This is a genomic window from Variovorax sp. YR634 (genome assembly GCF_900106655.1).
Classification (GTDB): Bacteria; Pseudomonadota; Gammaproteobacteria; order Burkholderiales; family Burkholderiaceae_C; genus Variovorax.
In genome coordinates, this window is record NZ_FNOL01000012.1 from 67,127 (window position 1) to 90,807 (window position 23,681).

A 23,681-nucleotide genomic window follows, 5' to 3' on the forward strand; every position below is an offset into this window, starting at 1 on the left:
TTTGTCATGGCGTGCCGAAGGGTCTTGCGGGGCCGGAACGCCCGTCGGTTGTCACGGCACTGAGGTGAGAATCGGGCCGGCTGCACCAACCCCACCATGACGCCCGCCCCGACAACCCTGCTCGACGCCGCCCTGCGCGGCGTGCTGCTGGCCTTGCTGCTCGTGCTCGCGCTGGTCCTCGGCCGCGACCGCCCTCGCCTGCCGGTCGCGCGCGCCGGCGTGCTGCTGACGCTGGGCCTGTGCATCCAGGTCATCGGCTCCGCGCCGGCCTTCGAATCGCTCGTGCCGCGCGTGTGGCAGTCGCCGTTCGTCGCCGTGGCGGTCGGCAATGCAGTGCTGTTCTGGGTGTTCGTGCAGGCGCTATTCAACGATGACTTCAGGCCGCGGCCCGTGCACGTTGCCGCTTGGCTCGTGGTGGCCGCGGTGGCCGCGCTCAACTGCGCGGTGGTGGCGGGCAGCGCCTCGGTGCTCGCACCGGTGACGATGGGAGTTCAGCGCGCCGTGCCACTGGTGTTCGCAGTGCTGGCCGCGATGGCGGCAGCCTCGCAGTGGCGGGCGGACCTGGTGGAGGGGCGGCGCCGGCTGCGCGTGTTCATCGTGGTGACGGGCGTCGGCTACAGCGTCGGGATGCTGGTCGTCCGGCTGGCCTCGCCGCGCGGGCAGCTGTCCAGCCTGTCGGCGACGGCTGATGTGGCGATGCTGCTGCTGATCGTGGCGGTGGTGGCTTGGCGGATGGTGCGGCTGGCGGGGTCGGAGCTGTTTCCGGCCGCGATGGTTCCAGATGCGCCTATCCCAACGGTCGAACCGCCCCCTGTCGCCCCCCCGGCCCCCGACCCCGCCGAAGACCGCCTCGCCGAATCCCTGCAACACGCCATGGCGGTCGATCACGCCTATCGCAGCGAAGACCTGAGCATCGCCGCCCTCGCCGCACGGCTCTCAGTGCCCGAATACCGCCTGCGCCGCCTCATCAACCAGCGGCTGGGCCATCGCAATTTCAACGCCTTCGTCAACGGCTTCCGGCTGGCCGAGGCCACGGCGGCGCTGGCCGACTCCTCGAAGCGCGAGCTGCCGGTGCTGACCATCGCCTTGACCGCGGGCTTCCAGTCCATCGGCCCGTTCAACCGCGCGTTCAAGGCCGCCACCGGCCTCACGCCCACCGAATTCCGCAAGCAGAAGCTGGCCGAATCCTGAAATCTCTTGCCGAAAACCGCGTTTGCGGCTTTCGGCAAGACGTTGCCGGCGCGCCGCTGCATCGTCCGGGTCGCCGGGGGCATGGGCCTCCGATGACAAGGAGTTCGATGCGACGACGTTTCCATTTCATCTTCCTGCTGGCCCTGTGGTCCGGATGGGCGCAAGCCTCGATGGGCATGGCGGAGCTTCCTGCCACGGCTGACGACGGCCCGGTCACGGTGTTCTACCCGTCCGCAGATGCGGCCCAGCCGACCCGGCGCGCCCGCTTCACGCTCGACGTGGCGGCGCAGGGCGCACCGGTGCGCGGCAATGGCCGGCTGGTCGTCGTCTCGCACGGCTCCGGCGGCGCGCCATGGGTGCACGTGGACCTGGCGCGCAGCCTGGTAGACGCCGGCTTCATCGTCGCCATGCCCGAGCACAAGGCCGACAACTACAAGGACGACAGCAACCCCGGCCCCGACAGCTGGACGATGCGCCCGGCCGAGGTGTCGCGCGCCATCGACGCAGTAGCACGCGACCCTCGCTTCGCGCCGTTGCTGCAGCTCGACAAGGTCGGCATGTACGGCATGTCGGCCGGCGGGCATACGGCGCTGAGCCTCGCGGGCGGGCGCTGGTCGCCGGCCGGGTTCAAACAGCATTGCGAGGCGAACCTGGTGGACGACTTCCAGTCCTGTGTCGGCCTGATCATGCGGCTGACGGGCGGGCCTTTCGATGGCCTGAAGAAATGGGCCGCGCTGTGGGTCATCCGCCATCGCTTCGACGACGCCACCCCGCGCGAGCACACCGACCCGCGCATCGCCGCCATCGCGGCGGCCGTGCCTTCGTCGGCCGATTTCGACATGGCCTCGCTGGCCAACCCGCGCGTGCCGCTGGGGCTCATCACCGCCCGGCAAGACCGCTGGCTGATCCCGCGCTTTCACAGCGACAGGGTGCTGGCGGCCTGCCTGCCGCGCTGCGAACTGATTGCCGACATGCCCACCGCCGGGCACGGTTCGCTGCTGTCGCCGCTGCCGCCGGGACTCACCGGGCTGATCGGCGACATGCTCAACGACCCATCTGGCTTCGACCGCAGCGGCGTGTTACCGGACGTGAACCGCAAGACAACAGCGTTCTTCAGCACGCATCTGCTGCCTTGATGCGGGCCGGGGCCTAACGTACGAGCCTCTGATTTCGCCGACAGCCGATTCCCACATGCGTGGGCGACTGTCGCGCACATGGCGACAGATGGCGGCCCGGCCATGGTTGCACCCGAATCGATCGAACCTCGGTCGGTTCTTGAAATCGTGACCATGCTACGAAAGGAACAGTCACCCATGAAGCAACAGCAACACAACCGCATCTTCCTCGGCGCCCTGCTCGCAGGCCTCCTGGCCGTCGGCGGCGCAGCCCAGGCGCAAGGCGTCGGGGTCGGCGTGGGAGTCAATGCAGACGTGAACACTTCGGGCGCCGCCGGCACCGGCTCCCCACAGGGCGGAGCCGCAGCAGGCGCCGGTGCACGCACCGGTGCGGCCGCAGGCGCCCGCACGAATGCCGGCACTACCGCCACCGACGCGGCCGGCAACTCGACAGGCGGCGTTGGCAATGCCGTCGGTGGCGTGCTGGGTGGTGCCACCGGCGCTGTCGGCGGCGCCACCAATGCAGTGGGCGGCGTAGCGAACACCGCTGGCAGCACGCTGAATGGCGCAACCGGCGCCGTGGGCTCGACCGCCGGTACCGTGAAGCCGGCAAACGCCGGCGCAAAGGCTCGCGCCAAGGCCCAAGGCTCGGGCGCTGTCGACATCAAGCAGCAGTAACCCCGGCGGCCAAGCCGAAGAAAGCCCGCAGCGCCCGTGTTGCGGGCTTTTTTATTGATGAAGCCTCAGTCGGCCAGCTTGAGCTTGAACAGGCTGGTGACTTCCGCGTCGAGCACCACCAGCTCGCGCTGGTTGAAGAGCCGCCAGCGCCAGCGCAGGATGCCGAGCGTGGGGCGCTTCTCGGAGCGGCGCACCTCGATCACGTCTGCCACCAGTCGCAGCGCGTCGCCGGGCCGCACCGGGTTGGGCCAGCGCACATGCTCGAGCCCCGGCGACGCAAAAGACTCGGAGCCGGCGAGCGCCGCGCCGACCACCAGCCGCATCGCGATGGAGCACGTATGCCAGCCGCTGGCGATCAGCCCGCCGAAAGGGCTGTCGGCAGCCGCGTCGGCATCGGTGTGAAACGACTGCGGGTCGTAGGCCCGCGCGAACTGCAGGAGCTCGGCTTCGGCAAGCACGTAAGGGCCGGCCTCGATAACCTGGCCCGCATGGAAGTCGGCGAACTTCATCCGCCGCAGCTTAGTACGTTTCGAGGTGCAGGCGGCCTTCGCGCTTCAGGGCAGCGCCGACGGAGTCCCAGTCGAGCCCCGCTTCCTTCGCCACGTCGCGCAGTGCGAGCACCACGCCCTCTTCCATGCTCTTGAGGCCGCACACGTAGAAGTGGCTGCTGCCGTCTTTCAGCAGTGCGGCCAGGTCGGCGGCGCGTTCGCGCATCAGGTCCTGCACGTAGCGCTTGGGTTGCCCCGGCGTGCGCGAGAACGCGAGGTTGATGTCGATGAAGTCCTTGGGCAGCGACTGCAGCGGACCGAAGTACGGCAGCTCCTGCTGCGTGCGCGCGCCGAAGAACAGCATCAGCTTGCCGCCTTCGAACTTGCCGCTCTTGCGCAGCCGGCGGCGCCATTCGGTCATGGCGCGCATCGGCGCGCTGCCGGTGCCGGTGCAGATCATCACGATGTGCGACCTGGGGTGGTTCGGCATCAGGAACGACGCGCCGAAGGGCCCCACCACCTGCACCGTGTCGCCCACCTTCAGGTCGCACACGTAGTTGGAGCACACGCCGCGCACCGGCTCGCCTTCATGGTCTTCGGTCACGCGCTTCACGGTGAGCGAGACGTTGTTGTAGCCGGGCCGCTCGCCGTTGCGCGGGCTGGCCACCGAGTACTGGCGCGCATGGTGGCGCTTGCCGATGGCGTCCACGCCCGGCGGCACGATGCCGATCGACTGGCCTTCGAGCACCGGGAATGGCAACACGCCGAAGTCGAGCACGATGTGATGCGTCTCGCTGTCGAAGCCCGCCTCGGTGCAGTTGAAGTTGCCCACCACGGTGGCGGTGGTCGGCGTCTTCGGCGGAAAGAGATTGGTGTAGGCGTGCGCAGCCGACCAGGGCGGCACGGTGGCGCCGTACTGCGCGGAGTTGAAGGCCGGCTCGACGGATTCGACTGCAGCCTGGGCTTGCGCCTGGGTTTGCTCAGGCGCGGCGCCATCGCCAGCGGCTTCGGCAGACACGCCGGCCGCTTCCAGTTCTTCGGGCGAGAGCTCGGCGGGCAGCGATTCCCAGGTGAGCTGTTCCTCGATCGTGTACGCGCGCACCAGCGGCATCGTGCGCCAGTTGTCGATCGAGCCCGTCGGGCACGGCGAGATGCAGGCCATGCAGCCGTTGCAGACGTCGGCTCGCACGACGTAGTTGTTATCGTCGTGCGTGATCGCGTTGACGGGGCAGGTGGCCTCGCAAGTGTTGCAGCGGATGCAGATCTCGGGGTCGATCAGGTGCTGCTTGATGACCCCGGCTTCAACGGCCATGTCCATGTTGTTCTCCATCCCCTCGCCGTGGGGACGAGGGATTCATATCCAGGCGCTCAGCCGAAACGCACGTATTCGAAGTCCACGGGCTGGCGATTGATGCCCATCACCGGCGGCGAGATCCAGCCTGCGAACTTGCCCGGCTCCACCACGCGGCCCATCAACGATGCCACGAAAGCGAAGTCTTCGGCGCTCGGCAGCCATTCGTCGCGCTTGGCGGCCCATTCCACGTCGTTCACCACGCGGCCTTCCGGCGACATCTTGATGCCGGCGAGCGCGCCGATCTGGCGGTTGAAGGCCTTGTGCGGCACCACCAGGCGGGTCGGGATGCCGGCCTTTTCCAGCACCTTGTTCCAGCGGCCGACGCCGGCCACCGAGTCCTTGATGAAGTCGTCGCGCAGCACTTCGTTCAGTGCATTGAGCATCGGCACGTCTTTCTCGACGAGCTGGCCTTCCTTCACTTCCAGCACCTTGTAGGTCTGGCCCTTGAGGATGTGATCGTCCGTGCGCTTGCCTTCTTCGTAGCGGCCCTTCAGGCCCGAGCTGTAGAAGATGGCGGCGTTGCTCGACTGGTCGGCGCCGAACAGGTCGATGGTCACGCTGTAGTGGAAGTTCAGGTAGCGCTGGATGGTGCCCAGGTCGATGCAGCCCGCGGCGCGCACCTTCTGCGCGTCATCGGTCTTCAGCTCGTTCATCACCTGAGCGGTGCGCGCGATGACGCGCGACACGCCGCTTTCGCCCACGAACATGTGGTGCGCTTCCTCGGTCAGCATGAACTTCGTGGTGCGCGCCAGCGGATCGAACGCGCTTTCGGCCAGCGCCGAAAGCTGGAACTTGCCGTCGCGGTCTGTGAAGTACGTGAACATGAAGAACGCGAGCCAGTCGGGCGTGCGCTCGTTGAAGGCACCCAGGATGCGCGGGTTGTTCTCGTCGCCCGAGGTGCGCTGCAAGAGCGCCTCGGCTTCCTCGCGCCCGTCGCGGCCGAAGTGCTTGTGCAGCAGATAGACCATCGCCCACAGGTGGCGGCCTTCTTCCACGTTGATCTGGAACAGGTTGCGCAGGTCGTACATGCTTGGCGCCGTGAGGCCCAGGTGGCGCTGCTGCTCGACCGATGCGGGCTCGGTGTCGCCCTGCGTCACGATGATGCGGCGCAGGTTGGCGCGGTGTTCGCCGGGCACGTCCTGCCAGGCCTTCTCGCCCTTGTGGTCGCCGAAGTGAACTTCGCGGTTGGCGTCGCCCGGGTTCAGGAAGATGCCCCAGCGGTAGTCGCGCATCTTCACATGGCCGAACTGGGCCCAGCCCTGCGGGTCGACGCTCACGGCCGTGCGCAGGTACACCTCGTGGTTGGTGGAGCCTTCGGGGCCCACGTCGTCCCACCAGTTGATGAAGTTGGGCTGCCAGCCTTCGAGCGCGCGCTGCAGCGTGCGGTCTTCGCCGAGGTTGACGTTGTTGGGGATCTTCTCGCTGTAGTTGATCGTGCTCATCGTTGTTCCTTGGGTTGTGCGGACTGTCAGCTCAAACGCGGTTCATGTCGAAGCCGGCCTTTTCGCCGGTGCCGTAGACCTTGAGCGCACCCTTTTCGCCGACGGCGTTGGGGCGGTTGAAGATCCAGTTCTGCCAGGCGGTGAGCCGGCCGAAGATGCGAGTGGCCATGTTCTCCTTGCTCGCGAAGCGCAGGTTGGCTTCGAGGCCGGTGAGCGCGTCGGGCGACATGGCGGCGCGCTCCTCGATGACGATGCGGATCTCGTCGTCCCAGTCGATGTCGTCGGGTGCGGCGGTGACCAGGCCGAGCTTCAGCGCTTCGTCGGCGTCGAGCGCCTTGCCGGCGGCGGCGCGCGCGGCTTCGAGCGGCGCGGCCTCTTCATAGAAGCGGCGCTGCAGACGGCTCTGGTCGTTCACCATCGGGAAGAAGCCGAAGTTGAACTCGTCGAGCGTGAGCTTGGGTGCGCGGTCGGCGTCGTCGGGCAGCGCAAGCATGTACGTGCGGTCGGCCGCGAAGGCCAGCTCGGCCAGCGTGCCGGCGAAGCACGAGCCGGCTTCGACCAGCGCGAACAGGCTGCGCGAAGAAACATCGAGGCGTGCCAGCGTGCGACGCAGCGCGCCGATGGTTTCGCGCACCAGCCAGTGGTCCTTGTTGGCGAGCATCACGGCGTCCGACGCGAGCACGGCGGCGGCATCGCCTTCGGTCTTGAGCAGCCAGGTGCCGGTGTCGAGTTCGTTGGTGCGCAGGTTGAGGATGGCGTCGTCGAGTTCGCGGCACATCGCGAGCGGCCACCAGGCAGCGCCTGCGGCTTCGATGGCGGCGATGTCCGCCGGCTGCGTGCCGGTGGGGGCCTTGACGGTGATCGTGGCGGTGCGCTTGCTGCGGTCGATCTGCACGTTGACGTGCGAATAGGCGATGCCGTCGGCGCTGTCGGTGCGCTCGAGGCGGGTCAGGGCCACGCCCTTGCCGCCGGCGGGGCGGTCGCTGCCTGCGGCGAGCTGCGAAGCACGGTCTTGCACCGCAGCGGCGAACTGCGCGGGCTTGGCCACGGCATCGACCAGACGCCAGTCGACCGCGCGCTGGCCGCGCACGCCTTCGACGCTGGTACAGAAGATGTCGGCGAGGTCATGGCGCACGTGGCGCTTGTCGGTCACGCGGGTCAGGCCGCCGGTGCCGGGCAGCACGCCGAGCAGCGGCACTTCGGGCAGCGACACGGCGGAGGAGCGGTCGTCCACCAGCAAAATCTCGTCGCAAGCCAGTGCCAGTTCGTAGCCGCCGCCCGCGCAGGCACCATTCACGGCCGCGAGGAACTTCAGGCCCGAATGCTTCGAGGAGTCTTCGATGCCGTTGCGCGTTTCATTCGTGAACTTGCAGAAGTTCACCTTCCACGCATGGCCCGAGACGCCGAGCATGAAGATGTTGGCGCCCGAGCAGAAGATGCGGTCCTTGCCGCTGGTGACGATCACGCTGCGCACTTCGGGGTGCTCGAAGCGCACGCGGTTGAGCGCGTCGTTCAGCTCGATGTCCACGCCCAGGTCATAGCTGTTGAGCTTCAACTTGTAGCCGGGGCGGATGCCGCCGTCTTCCGCAATGTCGAGCACGAGGCGCGCGATGGCACCGTCGAAGCTCAGGGACCAGTGGCGGTACTGGCCGGGTTCAGTGCGGTAGTCGACGCGCGGGGGCGCCTGGAGCGTGGTGGTGTCGGTCATGCGGAAGTCTCCTGTGGGGCAGTGTTCGGAAACCGTGAACAGGAAAGATAGTGCACTTTCTTGCTCCGATGACATGCATCATGCTGCATGCAAATAGGCAAGTCAATGCCTAGTGCACTTTTTTTCAGATTTCAGGCTGGGTTGAGGGGGTCAGGGTACGTGCGCAGGCCACCGGGTACTCCCCTCCGCGAATGTCCCCCGGGGCTTCGCCCCTCCTCCTTTATTTCGCTGCGGGGAGCACCCGGCGCCCTGCGCACAGGGCACGCTGCTGGTGTTCTGCCGACCAGCCAGCGCTCTGTCCAACGATCACGACGGCGGGGTGCCTTGCGCAGCGAAATAAAGGGGGAGGCCGCAGGCCGGAGGACATTCGCGGAGCAAGGTACCCCGTCGGCGTGATCCCACCCCGAAGGCTCAGGCGCCCAACCCCATCGACTGCCGAGCCACCGCCCGCAGCGCCTGGAAGCTCTGCGACAAAGTCCTGCCGCTGGTGTCCACCGACAGATCGGCCTTCGAATAAAAGGCGGCCCGGCCGTTCAGGATGCGGCGCAGGTCTTCCATCGCTTCCTTGCTGGCCGCCATCGGGCGGGTGTCGCCCTGCGCGGCCACACGGCCCATGTGCTCCTCGGGCGCGGCCTGCAGCCACACGGTGGTGCAGTGCGCGAGCAGTTCGTTGAAGGTGGCCGGGTCTGACACGATGCCGCCGGGCGTGGCGATGACCACCTCGCTGTAGATCTGCACAGCCTCCTCGAGCGCGCGGCGCTCGTAGCGACGGTAGGCGTTGGTGCCGTACAGGTCGTGGATCTCGCGCACGCTGCAACCGGCGAGCTTCTCGATCTCGCGGCTCAGCTCAATGAAGGGCAGTTCCAGGTCTTCGGCCAGCATCTGCCCCAGCGTCGACTTGCCCGCGCCGCGCAGCCCCACGAGGGCGATGCGCCGGTGCCGCGCCGGGTCGACAGAGGCGGTGCCCAGCAGCTCGCCGAGCGCCACGCGCACGCGGCGCAGGTCGGCTTCGCTGCGGTGCTCGAGCAGTTCGCGGATCAGCAGCCACTCGGGCGAGCTGGTCGTGACGTCACCCACCAGTTCGGCCAGCGAGCAGTGCAGCGCACCGGCCACCTGCTGCAGCACCAGGATCGACGCGTTGCCGATGCCGTATTCAAGATTGGCCAGGTGGCGCTCCGACACGTCGGCCGAAATGGCCACCGCCTTGCGCGTGAGGCCGCGCTGCGCGCGCAGGTTGCGCACGCGGTCGCCCAGCGCCACCAGCAGCGGATTCTTCGCCTCCCCTGCGACGGCGTGGCCCTGGGCACCGTTGCTGCCGTTGCCGCTTTCCAGCGCGGCGGCCAGCCCCGCGTCTACATGCTCATTCATGCAATTCCTCGTTCTTCGCCGGGATTGTGCGCGCTCAGGGTAAACACCATAGATGCACTATATTGCTTGACACTCATTGTCTCGATGCTTATTGTTCGGCCACACGCAAGATACTGCACGCGCAGTGATCCTGCAAGGTAGTTCCAAAGTTCGAGGCCCCACGATGTCCGACAGCAGCACTCCCGCCACCGGCAAGGAAGCATTTCACCAGCTGATCGCCGGCCTGACCGCCGAGATTGCCGGCAGGCCGCTCGACGGCACGCTCGACCAGTGGCTCAACGCCACCCACGGCGCGGGCAGCGCCAGCTTCGAGCAGTTGCGCCAGGCCTGCATCGGCGGCGTCGCCGAAGGCTGGCTCTGCGAACGCGAAGGCGGCGGCATCAGGTACGGCCGCGTCTTCAAGGCCGAAGACGCGCTGCACCGCTTCTCGGTCGACGTGGTCGACATGAAGGACATCGCCGGCCCGCACCACACGCATCCGAACGGCGAGATCGACCTGATCATGCCGCTCGACGACAGCGCCGCCACCTTCGACGGACGGCCCGCGGGCTGGTGCGTCTACGGGCCCGGCACCGCGCACCGCCCGACCGTGGCCAGTGGCCGCGCGCTCGTCCTGTATCTGCTGCCCGAAGGGCAGATCAAGTTCACCGTATGAAGCACTCCCCCAGGCTTGCCCACTTCGTGTGGCCGCCAACCCCCTCGCCGGGGGCAACACCAGCGGCCCGGCAAAGCCGGTTCCGCGGTGTTCCCCGAACCTGCCCACGTTGAGACCCATCGAATGACCGAGCTCCTTTCCAACTACGTCGCCGGCCGCTGGCAAAGCGGATCGGGCGCCGGCACGCCCCTGTTCGACCCGGTGCTGGGCACCGAGCTCGCGCGCGTCGATGCCACCGGCCTCGACCTGCCCGCGGCCTTTGCCTTTGCACGCGAACAGGGTGGCGAGGCGCTGCGCGCCCTCACCTACCGCCAGCGCGCCGCCTTGCTCGCAGCCGTCGTGAAGGTGCTGCAAGCCAACCGCGACGCGTACTACGAGATCGCCACCGCCAATTCCGGCACGGTGAAGAACGACTCGGCCGTCGACATCGACGGCGCGATCTTCACGATCGGCCAATACGCGAAATGGGGCGACGCGCTCGGCGACGTTCGCGCGCTGCGCGATGGTGAACCCGTCAAGCTCGGCAAGGAACCGGTGTTCCAGTCGCAGCACCTGCAGGTGCCAACGCACGGCGTGGCGTTGTTCATCAACGCCTTCAACTTCCCCTCCTGGGGCTTGTGGGAAAAGGCTGCGCCCGCGCTGCTGTCGGGCGTGCCCGTGATCGTGAAGCCCGCCACGGCCACCGCCTGGCTCACGCAGCGCATGGTGAAGGACGTGGTCGATGCAGGCGTGCTGCCCGCTGGCGCGCTCTCCATCGTCTGCGGCAGCTCGGCCGGTTTGATGGATGCGCTGCAGCCCTTCGACGTGGCCTCGTTCACCGGTTCGGCCGAGACAGCCGCAGTGATCCGCTCGCACGCCGCCGTGGCCGAACGCTCGGTGCGCGTGAACATCGAGGCCGACAGCCTCAACAGCGCCCTGCTGCTGCCCGGCGCCGCACCCGGCAGCGAGGCCTTCAACCTGCTCGTGCGTGAAGTGGTGCGCGAGATGACGGTGAAGTCGGGCCAGAAATGCACGGCCATCCGCCGCATCCTGGTGCCAGCCGAGGTGTACGACGCGGCGGCCGAAGCCATCGGCGCCAAGCTCGCGGGCATCACCGTCGGCAATCCGCGCACCGAGAGCGTGCGCATGGGTTCGCTCGTGAGCCGCGCGCAGTTGAACGCAGTGCGCGAAGGCCTCGACGCACTGGCCGCGCAAACAACTGTGCTGCACGATGGCCGCAACAAGCCGCTGATCGACGCCGACCCGAACATCGCCGCCTGCATCGGCCCCGTGCTGCTTGGCGCGCGTGACGCCGATGCGGCGCAGCGCGTGCACGACGTGGAAGTGTTCGGCCCCGTGGCCACGCTGCTGCCCTACCGCGACCTCGCGCACGGCATCGCGCTGGCGCACCGCGGCCAGGGCTCGCTCGTCACCTCTCTATATGGCAGCGACGACGCAGCTCTGGCGCAAGCCGCGCTGTCGGTCGCGCCCAGTCACGGCCGCGTGCACGTCATCACCCCCGAAGTGGCACAGGCCCATACCGGCCACGGCAACGTGATGCCGATGTCGCTGCACGGCGGCCCAGGCCGCGCGGGCGGCGGCGCCGAGCTCGGCGGGCTGCGCGCGCTCGATTTCTATCACCGCCGCAGCGCGGTGCAGGCGAGCCCCGGCGTCATCGCCGCGCTCGGCCTCTAGAACAAGAACACGGCCGAAGGAGACAAGACCATGACCCTGCCCACACGATTCAACTTCGCCGAGCATCTGTTCGCCCTCAACCGCGGCCGCGCCGAACGCACCGCCTACATCGATGACCGCGGCACGCTGAGCTACGGCCAGCTCGAAGACCGCGCGCGCCGGCTGGCCGCCGCGCTGAAGGCCGCAGGCATCCGGCGCGAAGAGCGCGTGCTGCTGCTGATGCTCGATGGCAACGACTGGCCCGTGAGCTTTCTCGGCAGCCTCTATGCCGGCGTCGTGCCGGTCGCTGTCAACACGCTGCTCACGCCCGACGACTACGCCTACATGCTCGACCACAGCCGCGCGCAGGCGGTGCTGGTGTCGGGCGCGCTGCTGCCCACGCTGCAGGAGGCGATGGCGCGCGGCGGCCATGAAGTGCACACGCTGATCGTGTCGCAGCCCACGGGCGCCCTGCCCGATGGCGCGAAGGAATTCGATGCCGCGCTCGCCGCCGTCGAGCCCCTGGCGTCGCCCGTGACAACCGCTTCCGATGACCCGGGTTTCTGGCTGTACTCCTCCGGCTCCACCGGCAAGCCCAAGGGCACGGTCCACACGCATGCCAACCTGTGGTGGACGGCCGAGCTCTACGGCAAGCCTGTGCTCGACCTCACCGAGAACGACGTGTGCTTCTCGGCCGCCAAGATGTACTTCGCGTACGGCCTCGGCAATGCGCTGACCTTCCCGCTGTCGGTCGGCGCCACCGTGGTGCTGATGGCCGAGCGACCCACGCCCGACGCCACCTTCCGCCGCTGGGTGGAGCACAAGCCCACAGTGTTCTTCGGTGCGCCCACGGGCTTCGCGGGCATGCTCGCATCGCCCAAGCTGCCTGCGCGCGAAGCGGTGGCGCTGCGCATGTGCTCATCGGCCGGTGAAGCCTTGCCGGGCGAGATCGCTCAGCGCTTCAAGGCGCACTTCGGCTGCGAAATCATCGACGGCATCGGCTCGACCGAGATGCTGCACATCTTCATCTCCAACCGCCCCGGCGACATCCGCTACGGAACCACCGGCAAGCCGGTGGACGGCTACGAGGTCGAGCTGCGCGGCGAAGACGGTCGCCCGGTGCCCGACGGCGAAGTGGGCGACCTCTACATCCGCGGCCCCAGTTCGGCCCTGATGTACTGGGCCAACCGCGAGAAGTCGCGCGAGACCTTCCAGGGCGGCTGGACCAAGAGCGGCGACAAGTACACACGCGACGCCGACGGCTACTTCACCTACGCCGGGCGCAGCGACGACATGCTCAAGGTCAGCGGCATCTACGTGTCGCCCTTCGAGGTCGAGGCCACGCTGATGCAGCACCCGGCCGTGCTCGAAGCGGCAGTCATCGGCAAGGAAGACACCGAAGGGCTGACCAAGACCAAGGCCTTCGTGGTGCTGAAAGACGGCAGCGCGGCAACCGAGGAAGAGCTGAAGGCCTTCGTCAAGGAACGCCTTGCGCCATATAAATACCCGCGCTTCCTGGAGTTCGTGAGCGAGCTGCCGAAGACGGCGACCGGCAAGATCCAGCGCTTCAGGCTGCGCGAGCGCGAGAAGCAGGCATGAGCACGCCCGACTTCGCCGCCATCGACTGGCGCGGCCGCAGCGTGCAGATCGAGTGCCAGTGGATCGCCCCCGAGCGCACCGACGCCCCGCTCATCGTGTTCCTGCACGAAGGCCTGGGCTCCATCGCCATGTGGAAGGACTTCCCCGCACAAGTCTGCGAAGCCGCCAGCGCGCGAGGCCTGGTCTTCTCGCGTCCCGGCTACGGCCGCTCCACCCCGCGCGCCGACGACGAGATCTGGGACGTCGACTTCATGCACCGCCAGGCGCACGAAGTGCTGCCCGCCCTCTTCACCGCGCTGGAGCTCGGCGATGAAAAGCCCTGGCTCTTCGGCCACAGCGACGGCGGCTCGATCGCGCTGCTGTACGCCTCGCGCTTTCCCGAAAAAGTCGAAGGCCTGGTCGTGCTCGCTCCGCACATCTTCGTGGAAGACAAGACCGTCGCGAACATCGAGATCGCCCGCACCGCATACCTGGGCACCGACCTGCCGAAGAAGCTCGGCCGCTATCACGACAGCGCCGACTCAGCCTTCTGGGGCTGGAACCGCATCTGGCTGCACCCGCCCTTTCGCGACTGGAACATCGAGGCGGAGCTCGACACCATCCGCTGCCCCGTGCTTGCCGTGCAGGGCATCGACGACGAGTACGGCACGCTTGCGCAGATCCGCGGCATCGCCGCGCGCGTCAGTGGTTGCGAGCTGCTCGAAATCCCTGAATGCGGGCATTCCCCGCATCGCGATCAGCCGGATCGTGTCATCGTCGCGGCCACTTCTTTCATCACCAAAAACAGGAGACAGACACCATGACCCTTCCCACCTCCGTGCGTACAGCCCGACTGGCCCTCACGGCCATCGCTTTCGCCGCGCTGGCCTCGGCCGCCGGCGCCCAGGGCACCGGCAAGCTCAAGGTCGGCCTGATGCTGCCCTACAGCGGCACCTACACCGCCCTGGGCGTGGCCATCGAGAACGGCTTCAAGCTCTACGTCGACGAGCAAGGCGGCAAGCTCGCCGGCCGCGAGATCGAATACTTCAAGGTCGACGATGAGTCCGACCCCGCCAAGGCCACCGACAACGTCAACAAGCTCATCAAGCGCGACAACGTCGACGTGATCGTCGGCACCGTGCACTCGGGCGTCGCGATGGCCATGGCCAAGGCCGCCAAGGAAAGCGGCACCGTGCTGATCGTGCCGAATGCCGGCGCCGACGCCGTGACCGGGCCGATGTGCGCGCCCAACATCTTCCGCAGCTCGTTCAGCAACTGGCAGCCGGCCTTCGCCATGGGCGAAGTGGCGGCCAAGCAGCAGGGCAAAAAGAAGGCGATGACCATCACCTGGAAATACGCTGCCGGCGACGAGTCGGTCAACGGCTTCAAGGAAGGTTTCGAGAAAAACGGCGGCAAGGTCGACAAGCAGCTCACGCTGCCCTTCCCCAACGTGGAATTCCAGGCGCTGCTGACCGAAATCGCGGCGGCCAAGCCCGATGCGGTGTACGCCTTCTTCGCGGGCGGCGGCGCGGTGAAGTTCGTGAAGGACTACCAGGCCGCAGGCCTGAACAAGACCATTCCTCTGTACGGCCCCGGCTTCCTGACCGACGGCACGCTCGATGCACAGGGCGAATCGGCCCAAGGCATGCTGACCACGCTGCACTACGCCGACGGCTTGAACACCGCGCGCGACAACGCCTTCCGCGTCGGCTATGCCAAGGCCTTCAAGCTGCAGCCCGACGTGTATGCCGTGCAGGGCTACGACGCGGCGCAGATGCTGGGTGTGGGCCTTGCCGCCACCAAGGGCGACATCGGCAAGAAGGCCGAGTTCACGGCCGCCATCGAGAAGGCCAGGATCGACAGCCCGCGCGGCACGTTCACGATGAGCAAGTCGCACAACCCGGTGCAGGACATCTACCTGCGCAAGGTCGAGGGCAAGGAAAACAAGCTGGTGAGCACGGCCATCAAGGGACTGGCTGACCCAGCCCGCGGCTGCAGGATGTAAATAGGCTCACCCCCAGGCTTCGCTCACTTCGTGTGCTGCGCCAACCCCCTTGCAGGGGGCGACACCTGCGGCCCGGCAAAGCCGGTTCCGCGGTGTCCCGCGCAGTGCATTCCCATTGAACAACGATCCCGCCCAGAGAGAACCTCCTCGTGGATTTCGGCACCTTCCTGGTCCAGTGTCTGAACTCGGTTCAGTACGGACTCCTCCTCTTCCTGGTGGCCTCGGGGCTGACGCTGATCTTCGGGATCATGGGCGTCATCAACCTCGCCCACGGCAGCTTCTACATGATCGGCGCGTACATGGCGTTCGCGCTCGCGCCGCTGTTCGGCGACCAGTTCCTGCTGATGCTGGTGGCCGGCGTGGTGCTGGCCGCCGTGTTCGGCTACCTGCTCGAATGGGCCTTCTTCAGCTACCTCTACCAGCGCGACCATCTGCAGCAGGTGCTGATGACCTACGGCCTGATCCTGGTGTTCGAGGAACTGCGCTCCATCCTGGTGGGCAACGACGTGCACGGCGTGAAGGTGCCCGCATGGCTCGACGGCAGCTTCGCGCTGGGCAACGTCATGAGCTACCCGTGGTATCGCCTCTTCGCCTCGGCCGCCTGCATCGTGCTGGCCGTGGGGCTGTACTGGGTGGTCAACCGCACGCGGCTGGGCATGATGATCCGCGCCGGCGCGAGCAACCGCGACATGGTGCGTGGCCTGGGCATCGACGTGAAGCGGCTCTACCGCATCGTGTTCGCGGCCGGCGTGGCGCTGGCGGCGCTGGCCGGCATGATCGCCGCGCCGATGTCCTCGGTGTACCCGAACATGGGTGCGAGCGTGCTCATCATCTGCTTCGTGCTGGTGGTGATCGGCGGCATCGGCTCGATCACCGGGGCGCTGGTGGCCTCGCTGCTGGTGGGCTTCGTCGACACCTTCGGCAAGGTGTTCTTCGCGGACCTCAGCGGCATCGGCATCTACCTTCTGATGGCCATCGTGCTCATATGGAAGCCCGAGGGGCTGATGGGGAGGCGGCCATGACAGCCATGAAAAAAGGCGCCTTCCTCCTGCCCGTAGCCTGCGCGGTGGCCATCGGCATCGCCGGTCCGTTGCTGGGCAACTATGCGTCGGACTTCATCGTGAAGGTGATGATCCTGTCGATCTTCGCGCTGAGCCTGGAGCTGCTGGTGGGCATGACGGGTCTCGTGAGCCTGGGCCACGCGGCGTTCTACGGCATCGGTGCGTACATGACCGTGCTCGCCTCGGGCAGCGAGGGCGGCAACTTCGCGCTGCTGCTGCCGCTGGCCATGGGCGCGGCGGCGCTCTATGCGCTGTTCGTCGGTGCCTTGAGCCTGCGCACGCGCGGCGTGTACTTCATCATGGTGACGCTGGCCTTCGCGCAGATGGCCTTCTTCGTGTTCCACGACACCAAGGTCGGCGGCGGCAGCGACGGCATCTACATGTATGTGCGCCCCGCCATCGGTGCGCTCGACATGGAAAACCGCACTGTGCTGTTCTACGTGGTGCTGGCGTCGCTGGTGTTCACCTACGGGCTGCTGGCACTCATTCGCCGCTCGCGCTTCGGCGCAGCGCTGGCCGGCATCCGCGTGAACGAGCAGCGCATGCGCGCGGCAGGGTTCGCGGTGTATGGCTACAAGCTCGCGGCCTTCGTGCTGGCCGGTGCGCTGGCCGGGCTCGCGGGTTTCCTGCTGGCCTCGCGCGACGGCGTGGTCAACCCGGAGCTGATGGCATGGCACAACTCGGGCGAAGTGCTGCTGATGGTGATCCTCGGCGGCCTCGGCCATCTGCGCGGCGCGGTGATCGGCGCCATCGCGTTCACGCTGCTGAAGGAAATCTTCTCGACGCATGCGGTGATGGGCCCGCTGGCGGACCACTGGCAGCTGACGCTGGGGCTGACGATCATCGTGTTCGTGGCGCTGCTGCCCAAGGGGCTGATCGGCCTGGTCCAACGCCTGTCGCCGAAGGGGGCCGCATGACGACCGCACTGCTTTCCGTCGAAGGCCTCACGCGCCGCTTCGGCGGCCTCACGGCCGTCAATGCCGTCACGCTCGACCTGCACGTCGGCGAAGTCCATGCGGTGATCGGCACCAACGGCGCGGGCAAGTCGACGCTGATCAACATGCTCTCCGGCGAGATCGAAGCCTCCGAAGGCCGCATCGCGCTCGACGGCGTGGACATCACCGGCCGCGCCCAGTCGAAGCGCGCGCGCGACGGCGTGGGCCGCAGCTACCAGCGCACGACGATCTTCCCGGAGTTCAGCGTGCACGAGAACTGCCGCCTCGCCGCGCAAGCCGCCACGCCCAAGCCCTGGGCGTTCTGGCAATCGTCGAAAGATTGCGCCACCAGCAACGCATCGGCCGACGCGGCGCTCGAAGCTGCTGGCCTCGCCCATGAAGCGGGCCGCATCGCCGGCACCATGAGCCACGGCGCGCAACGCCAGCTCGAAGTGGCCATGTGCCTGGCAACCAACCCGCGCGTGCTGCTGCTCGACGAGCCGCTCGCCGGCATGGGCGCGGAGGAAACCGACCGCATGCTCACGCTGCTCGCGCGGCTGAAGGCCACGCATGCCATCCTGCTGGTGGAGCACGACATGGACGCGGTCTTCCGCATTGCCGACCGCATCACGGTGATGGTGAACGGCACCGTCATCGCCACAGGCAACCCCAAAGAGATTCGCGAGAACCCCGAAGTGCGCACCGCCTACCTCGGAGAAGACCACTGATGCTCATCGTCCGCGACCTCAACACCTACTACGGCAACAGCCACATCCTGCGCGGCGTGCACGCCGGCATTCCGGCGGCCACCTCGGTCGGCCTGCTCGGGCGCAACGGCATGGGCAAGACCACGCTGATCCGCACGATGATGGGCTACGTGCGCCCCGCCTCGGGCGAAGTGCAGGTCGACGGCCGCACCGTCACCGGCCTGCCGCCCGAGAAGATGGCGCGGCTGGGCATCGGCTACGTGCCCGAGGGCCGTGGCATCTTTCCGAACCTGTCGGTGCGCGAGAACCTCGTGATGAGCGAACGCGCGGGCATCGACGGCCGGCGCGAGTGGACCTTCGACCGCGTGATGGCGACATTTCCGCGCCTGTCGGAGCGGCTGTCGCACGGCGGCCAGCAGCTGTCGGGCGGCGAGCAGCAGATGCTGTCCATCGGCCGCGCGCTCATGACCAACCCGCGCCTGCTGATCCTCGACGAGGCCACCGAAGGCCTGGCGCCGCTGATCGTGGCCGAGATCTGGCGCGTGATCGGCGAGATCCGTGCGACCGGCATCGCGACGCTGATCGTCGATCGCGACTACCGCAAGGTGTTGGCGCACACCGATCTTGCTGTGGTGATGGAGAAGGGACAGATCGTGCGGCACGGGGCTTCGGCCGATCTGCTGGCCGAGCCGCAGGCGCTGGAAGAACTGCTGGGCGTGTAGAAGGGGTGCGCCCGCACGCGGTTGCGGCTGACGCAGTGAGAAATCAGGCCACGCGCCGCTTGAGAACAATCGGTTCAATGGCCGGCGCCGGCCAGAGCTGCAGGTGGTAGCGATCGCTGCCTTCCAGCCCATCTTCGGAAAGCGTGTTCAGGCCCGCATAGCAGGCGCGCAGCCTGTAGGTTCCGGGCGCAACGGGAATGCGCGCCGCATCGGGAAAGTAGTCGGTACAACCGGCAATGACCAGGTTGGCACTCTGCGTCACCAGCGTGCATTCGACGACATGCTCCCACTGATCGAGATCGAGCGGGCTTTCCGTGTCGAGGATCTCGACGGTGACGGGCACGTCCATGTTGCGAACGGTGCCGATGCCGACGACGCCGGCTTCGGTCGCAAGCATGCGTTCCACGGCTTCGTCTGTCCACGCATCGGAGAGGTCGCCATCCGCGGCCTCGTCCTGGATGTAGAACTGGAAGTAGTCGGCAAAGATGCTGAATTCGTGCATGGGGCGTACTCCGATTCCCTTTTGCTATTCGATGAAGCGCCGCAGCCCTTCGAGATCAATCACGGTGATGCCACCGTACTCGATCCGCAGGAAGCCCGCTTCCTTCAGCCGGTTCAGCGCCGCATTGCACCGCTGACGCGACACGCCCGAGAGATTCGCAATCTCCTCCTGCGAGGTCTGCAGGTGCGGCTCGCTCCCCGGATGCAGCCACGGGTGGAACAGCCCCGCCAGCGCGCGCGCCACCTGGCTGTCGGCATCGAGCAGTCGGTGTGCCGCGTAGTTGCCCATGAACCAGTGCAGCCGCTCGTTGATCTGCTGCAGCAGGAAGTGGTCGAAGCCGCGCTGCGTGCGGTGCAGCCACTCGAAGGTTTCGAGCGGCAACTGCGCTACGCGGCTCGGCCGCAGCGCGATGATGTCGGCCGAACGCGGCAGCGCCCGCAGCAGCGTGCCTTCTCCAAACCAGCTGCCGACCGAGAGCCCGCCGAAGGTCACGGAGCGTCCGTCGCTCGAGGTGATCGACCACTTGAGCAGCCCTTCGAGCGTGCCGTACCAGTGCAGTGGCGTGTCGCCGCGCCGGCACAGCGCGGCACCCGCGGCCACGTCGACCTCGCGTATCTCGTCGAGCACGCGCTCGCCCGCCGCCACGTCGAGCAGCGGGAACCAGGCCGAGCCCTGGAGCAACTGGGGAATCGTGAACGATGCCGCCTGGATGGCGGGCCTGGTCGTGGGCATCTTCTTTTTACTGCGCGCCCTTGAGCTGTTGCAGCTCGGCCTGCGCTTCACGCAATTTTTCTTCGCGGTCTGCGATCTTGTCGGCTCGGCCCTTGTGCTGCGCCTCGCGCAGGTCACGCTCGCGTTCTGCCACCTTGCGCTCCTGGCTGCGAATGCGCCGCTGGTGCTCTGCCGCCAGCTTCGCGTCGCTGCAGGTGCGGCGCACTTCGCCCAGCGCCTTTTCGAGCCCGCGCACGCGCTGCTTCTGGCCCTTGGCCTTGGCCGCCTCGATGTCGCGGCCAATGGCCTCGCGCTTGGCGTCGCAAGTTGCGGGGCCTGCCGGTTGCGCGAGCGTCCAGGTCGAGGTCAGCGCGGCCGCGACGGCCAGGAGGATGGGCAGTAGTCTCATTGGTTCTCCTTGATGCGCGCAATGGCGCTGGGGCGACTTTAGCGTTTGGCGCAGCGTAAACCCTGCCCCCAAATGTCGTCGCGATGACTGAGTGCAAATGCGCCCCAAAAAATAATGACGCGCCCCCATGAAAGACACCAGGAGTCCCCGAGCATGTCGAAGCGCAAAGTGATCGTGACCATCGCCCCTACCGGCGGCATGGCGCACAAGTCGCAGAACCCCCACCTCCCCACGCAGCCCGCCGAAATCGCTGCCGACGTGCTGCGCTGCTGGAATGCCGGCGCCAGCGTGGTGGCCATCCACGCGCGCCGCCCGGACGACGGCGCCACCTGCAACGCCGACGTGTACCGCGACATCAACAGCCGCATCCGCGCGGGCGGCAGCGACATCGTCATCAACAACTCCACTGGTGGCGGCGTGCACGGCGACATGGTGAAACCGCTGGCCGGCGAGCGCTGGGAGATCGCATGGGAAGAGCGCATCAAGGGCATGGACGCCGGCGCCGAGATGTGCACGCTCGACGCGACCACGCTCAACCTGAGCTTCGAAGGCAGGCAGATCCTGATGGACACGCCCATCACCCGCGGCCGCGAGCTGGCCGCCGGCATGAAGGCGCGCGGCATCAAGCCCGAGTGGGAGGTGTTCAGCCCCACGCACATCCTGCAGGACACGACCACGCTGATACAGGAAGGCCACGACGACGAGCCCTACTTCATCAATCTTGTGATGAACGTGCACCGCAACTTCCAGAACGCGATGCCCTACTCGCCGCGCTTCCTGCAGATGATGGTCGACACCCTGCCCAAGGGCAGCATCTTCTGCGTGAGCGGCATCGGCCCCTCGCAGCTCGAAGCCAACGTGGCGGCGCTGCTGCTGGGCGGCCACGCGCGCGTCGGCCTGGAAGACAACCTCTACTTCCGCCAGGGCGAGCTGGCCACCAACGTACAGCTCACCGAGCGCATCGTGCGGGTGATACGCGAGCTCGACATGGAGGTGGCCACGCCGGCCGAGGCGCGGCAGATGATGGGCCTGCCGCGCGTGGGCACGCCACGGCCCGAATTCGCGCTGGGCTGACGACGAAGAAGAACCCGAACAACGAACGAACGGAGACAGGCACATGAACATTTCCCGCACCGCCCTGGCCCTCGCCCTGGGCACGGCTTTCGCAGCAAGCGCCTCTGCCCAGATGCCCGACGACACGATACGCATCGGCTTCATCAGCGACATGTCGGGCATCTACCGCGACTACGACGGCCCGGCCGGCGCAGAGGCCATCCGCATGGCCATTGCCGACATGGGCGGGGCCATCGGCGGCAAGAAGATCGAGCTGGTCACGGCCGACCACCAGAACAAGCCCGACATCGCCGCCGCGAAAGCACGCGAGTGGTTCGACGTGCAGAAGGTCGACATGCTGATCGCCGGCGTCAACTCGGGCGCGGCCATTGCGATGGCCGGCGTGGCGGCCGACAAGAAGAAGCCTTACTTCGTGGTGGGCTCGGGCGCATCGAGCCTCACCAACGAGTACTGCTCGCCTTACACGGTGCACTACGCCTACGACACGGTGGCCATGGCGCGCGGCACTGCGAGCGCGGTGGTCAAGGCTGGCGGCAAGAGCTGGTACTTCGTGACGGCCGACTACGCCTTCGGCGCGGCGCTGCAGAACGACGCGGCCAAGATCGTGCAGGCCAGTGGCGGCACGGTGGCGGGCTCGGTGAAGCATCCGCTGGGCGCAAGCGATTTCTCGTCGTTCATGCTCCAGGCACAGAACTCGAAAGCGCAGGTGCTGGCGCTGGCCAATGCGGGCGGCGACACGGTCAATGCCATCAAGTCGGCGGCAGAGTTCGGCATCAGCAAGAACATGAAGCTGGCCGGCATGATCATCACCATCAACGACGTTCATGCGCTGGGCCTGAAGAGCTCGCAGGGCATGTACCTCACCGACAGCTGGTACTGGAACCAGAGCCCCGAGGCGCGCGAATGGGCGCGCCGCTTCTTCGACAAGCACAAGCGCATGCCCTCCTCCTTCCATGCCGGCGACTACTCGGCCGCGCTGCAGTACCTGCAGGCCGTGAAGGTCGCGGGCAGCGACGATGCCGACAAGGTGATGGCGCAATTGCGCAAGACGAAGTTCAATGACATGTTCGTCAAGGGCGGCTGGCTGCGCGACGACGGGCTGATGGTGCACGACATGCACCTGATGCAGGTGAAGACGCCGGCCGAGTCGAAGGAGCCATGGGACTACTACAAGGTGGTCGAGCCGATCCGCGGCGAGGCCGCATGGACCACGAAGGCAGAAAGCCGCTGCGCGCGGTGGAAAGCAGCATGAGCATGAGCACTTCTTCTTCGAACGTGAAGCGCGTGGCGGTTGTCGGCACCGGGGTGATCGGTGCGAGCTGGGTCGCGTACTTTCTCGCGCACGGGCTCGACGTGAATGCGACCGATCCGTCGCCCGGCGCCGAAGACAGGCTGCGCGCTGCGGTGGCGCAGCACTGGCCCACGCTGGAGCGCTTTGGCCTGGTGCCGGGTGCGTCGGTAGACCGCCTGCGCTTCCACGACAGCCTGGAAGACGCGGTGTCCGTGGCCGACTTCGTGCAGGAGAACGGCCCCGAGCGCATGGACTTCAAGATCGACCTGTTCCGCCGCATGGACGCGGCGGCGCCGCCGGAAACGATTCTTGCGTCGAGCTCGTCAGGCCTTGCGATCAGCGGCGTGCAGTCGGGCTGCGCGCATCCACAGCGCGTCGTTCTGGGGCATCCGTTCAACCCGCCGCACCTGATTCCGCTGGTGGAGGTGATCGGTGGCGAGCAGACCTCGGCCGAGGCCATCGAGCGCACGATGGCGTTCTACGCCGCCATCGGCAAGCGGCCGATCCACGTGAAGCGCGAGGTGAAAGGCCACATCGCGAACCGGCTGCAGGCGGCCCTGTGGCGCGAAGCCTTCCACCTCGTCAACGAAGGCGTGGCGAGCGTGGCCGACATCGACACGGCCATCGCGCACGGACCCGGCCTGCGCTGGGCGGTGATGGGGCCGTTCATGAATCTGCATCTCTCGGGCGGTGCGGGCGGTATCGAGCACGTGCTCGCGCACCTGGGTGGGCCGATCGAGGACTGGTGGAAGGACCTGGGCGCGCCGTCGATGACGGCAGATCTCAAGCAGAAAGTGACGCAAGGCGTGGCCGACGAACTGGGCTCACGCCGCACCAGCGACCTCGAAGCTGCGCGCGACACCCTGCTGTTAAACCTGATTCGCGCGAAGGCAGAGACCGGCAAGCTCGACTAGATGAAAGCTTGCTTTTCGATTTTTCGCGTTGTTCGTTCGGGGTGCGATCACGCCGACGGGGGACATTCGCGGAGGGGAGTACCCGGTGTCATTCGCACACGCCCTGAACAAACCCCGGAA

The 23,681-nt window shown here is 67.2% G+C and carries 23 protein-coding genes; 15 read left to right on the plus strand and 8 right to left on the minus strand.

Annotation, left to right across the window (positions count from 1 at the left end):
* Positions 1–96: 96 nt before the first annotated feature.
* The 3 genes from BLV60_RS20130 to BLV60_RS20140 all read left to right on the plus strand — a co-directional run bounded on the left by BLV60_RS20130 (position 97) and on the right by BLV60_RS20140 (position 2,984).
* Positions 97–1,191, plus strand: coding sequence for an AraC family transcriptional regulator (locus BLV60_RS20130; RefSeq protein ID WP_093057052.1), 1,095 nt, complete (start codon positions 97–99; stop codon positions 1,189–1,191).
* A gap of 107 nt (positions 1,192–1,298) precedes the next feature.
* Complete coding sequence (locus tag BLV60_RS20135) at positions 1,299–2,327, plus strand: alpha/beta hydrolase family protein (RefSeq protein ID WP_093057053.1); 1,029 nt, start codon at positions 1,299–1,301, stop codon at positions 2,325–2,327.
* 177 nt (positions 2,328–2,504) lie between these two features.
* Positions 2,505–2,984 (plus strand): adhesin, encoded by a 480-nt coding sequence (locus BLV60_RS20140; protein ID WP_093057054.1) that lies wholly within the window; start codon positions 2,505–2,507, stop codon positions 2,982–2,984.
* A gap of 65 nt (positions 2,985–3,049) precedes the next feature.
* Here BLV60_RS20140 and BLV60_RS20145 read toward each other — a convergent pair whose 3' ends face one another.
* The 5 genes from BLV60_RS20145 to BLV60_RS20165 form a co-directional block, all read right to left on the minus strand.
* Positions 3,050–3,493, minus strand: a complete 444-nt coding sequence (locus tag BLV60_RS20145) for a MaoC family dehydratase (protein WP_093057055.1) — start codon at positions 3,491–3,493, stop codon at positions 3,050–3,052.
* Between the two features lie 10 nt (positions 3,494–3,503).
* Positions 3,504–4,790, minus strand: coding sequence for a benzoyl-CoA 2,3-epoxidase subunit BoxA (gene boxA, locus BLV60_RS20150; protein WP_093057166.1), 1,287 nt, complete (start codon positions 4,788–4,790; stop codon positions 3,504–3,506).
* Positions 4,791–4,840: 50 nt separating this feature from the next.
* Entirely contained in the window at positions 4,841–6,268 is a 1,428-nt protein-coding gene (boxB, locus tag BLV60_RS20155) for a benzoyl-CoA 2,3-epoxidase subunit BoxB (RefSeq protein WP_093057056.1), read from the minus strand.
* Positions 6,269–6,299: 31 nt separating this feature from the next.
* A complete protein-coding gene (boxC, locus tag BLV60_RS20160) occupies positions 6,300–7,976 on the minus strand; it encodes a 2,3-epoxybenzoyl-CoA dihydrolase (protein WP_093057057.1) in 1,677 nt (558 codons plus the stop codon).
* Between the two features lie 411 nt (positions 7,977–8,387).
* Positions 8,388–9,344 (minus strand): helix-turn-helix transcriptional regulator, encoded by a 957-nt coding sequence (locus BLV60_RS20165; protein WP_093057058.1) that lies wholly within the window; start codon positions 9,342–9,344, stop codon positions 8,388–8,390.
* Positions 9,345–9,507: 163 nt separating this feature from the next.
* On the opposite strand from BLV60_RS20165, the gene BLV60_RS20170 reads away from it, so the two are divergent.
* The 9 genes from BLV60_RS20170 (at position 9,508) to BLV60_RS20210 (ending at position 18,660) form a co-directional block, all read left to right on the plus strand.
* Positions 9,508–9,999: a DUF4863 family protein gene (locus BLV60_RS20170; RefSeq protein WP_093057059.1), complete on the plus strand. Its 492-nt coding sequence runs from the start codon at positions 9,508–9,510 to the stop codon at positions 9,997–9,999.
* 123 nt (positions 10,000–10,122) lie between these two features.
* Positions 10,123–11,673, plus strand: coding sequence for a 3,4-dehydroadipyl-CoA semialdehyde dehydrogenase (locus BLV60_RS20175; RefSeq protein ID WP_093057060.1), 1,551 nt, complete (start codon positions 10,123–10,125; stop codon positions 11,671–11,673).
* 30 nt (positions 11,674–11,703) lie between these two features.
* A complete protein-coding gene (locus tag BLV60_RS20180) occupies positions 11,704–13,251 on the plus strand; it encodes a benzoate-CoA ligase family protein (RefSeq protein WP_093057061.1) in 1,548 nt (515 codons plus the stop codon).
* Entirely contained in the window at positions 13,248–14,054 is an 807-nt protein-coding gene (locus BLV60_RS20185) for an alpha/beta fold hydrolase (RefSeq protein WP_093057062.1), read from the plus strand. The genes BLV60_RS20180 and BLV60_RS20185 overlap by 4 nt, the downstream gene beginning before the upstream one ends.
* Positions 14,051–15,235, plus strand: a complete 1,185-nt coding sequence (locus tag BLV60_RS20190) for an ABC transporter substrate-binding protein (protein WP_093057063.1) — start codon at positions 14,051–14,053, stop codon at positions 15,233–15,235. Before BLV60_RS20185 ends, BLV60_RS20190 begins: the two co-directional genes overlap by 4 nt.
* Before the next feature lie 149 nt (positions 15,236–15,384).
* A complete protein-coding gene (locus tag BLV60_RS20195; protein ID WP_093057064.1) occupies positions 15,385–16,257 on the plus strand; it encodes a branched-chain amino acid ABC transporter permease in 873 nt (290 codons plus the stop codon).
* The gene (locus tag BLV60_RS20200; RefSeq protein ID WP_093057065.1) at positions 16,254–17,213 is read left to right on the plus strand and encodes a branched-chain amino acid ABC transporter permease; all 960 of its coding nucleotides are present in this window, start codon (positions 16,254–16,256) and stop codon (positions 17,211–17,213) included. The genes BLV60_RS20195 and BLV60_RS20200 overlap by 4 nt, the downstream gene beginning before the upstream one ends.
* Positions 17,210–17,959: an ABC transporter ATP-binding protein gene (locus BLV60_RS20205; RefSeq protein WP_093057066.1), complete on the plus strand. Its 750-nt coding sequence runs from the start codon at positions 17,210–17,212 to the stop codon at positions 17,957–17,959. Before BLV60_RS20200 ends, BLV60_RS20205 begins: the two co-directional genes overlap by 4 nt.
* Positions 17,959–18,660 (plus strand): ABC transporter ATP-binding protein, encoded by a 702-nt coding sequence (locus BLV60_RS20210; protein WP_093057067.1) that lies wholly within the window; start codon positions 17,959–17,961, stop codon positions 18,658–18,660. The genes BLV60_RS20205 and BLV60_RS20210 overlap by 1 nt, the downstream gene beginning before the upstream one ends.
* Positions 18,661–18,703: 43 nt before the next feature.
* Here the strand turns inward: BLV60_RS20210 and BLV60_RS20215 are convergent, their stop codons facing one another.
* Genes BLV60_RS20215 through BLV60_RS20225 form a run of 3 tightly spaced genes read right to left on the minus strand, consistent with a single transcriptional unit; the run spans position 18,704 to position 20,282 of the window.
* Entirely contained in the window at positions 18,704–19,162 is a 459-nt protein-coding gene (locus BLV60_RS20215) for a hypothetical protein (RefSeq protein WP_093057068.1), read from the minus strand.
* Between the two features lie 24 nt (positions 19,163–19,186).
* A complete protein-coding gene (locus BLV60_RS20220; RefSeq protein WP_093057069.1) occupies positions 19,187–19,894 on the minus strand; it encodes a Crp/Fnr family transcriptional regulator in 708 nt (235 codons plus the stop codon).
* A gap of 7 nt (positions 19,895–19,901) precedes the next feature.
* Positions 19,902–20,282, minus strand: coding sequence for a DUF1090 domain-containing protein (locus tag BLV60_RS20225; RefSeq protein ID WP_176928843.1), 381 nt, complete (start codon positions 20,280–20,282; stop codon positions 19,902–19,904).
* 153 nt (positions 20,283–20,435) lie between these two features.
* Here BLV60_RS20225 and BLV60_RS20230 point away from each other — a divergent pair, with 153 nt between their 5' ends.
* Genes BLV60_RS20230 through BLV60_RS20240 form a run of 3 tightly spaced genes read left to right on the plus strand, consistent with a single transcriptional unit; the run spans position 20,436 to position 23,561 of the window.
* Positions 20,436–21,356, plus strand: coding sequence for a beta-keto acid cleavage family enzyme (locus BLV60_RS20230; RefSeq protein ID WP_093057071.1), 921 nt, complete (start codon positions 20,436–20,438; stop codon positions 21,354–21,356).
* Positions 21,357–21,399: 43 nt separating this feature from the next.
* Positions 21,400–22,608, plus strand: coding sequence for an ABC transporter substrate-binding protein (locus BLV60_RS20235; protein WP_093057072.1), 1,209 nt, complete (start codon positions 21,400–21,402; stop codon positions 22,606–22,608).
* A 2-nt stretch (positions 22,609–22,610) separates the two neighbouring features.
* Entirely contained in the window at positions 22,611–23,561 is a 951-nt protein-coding gene (locus tag BLV60_RS20240; protein WP_371127387.1) for a 3-hydroxyacyl-CoA dehydrogenase NAD-binding domain-containing protein, read from the plus strand.
* Positions 23,562–23,681 lie beyond the last annotated feature (120 nt).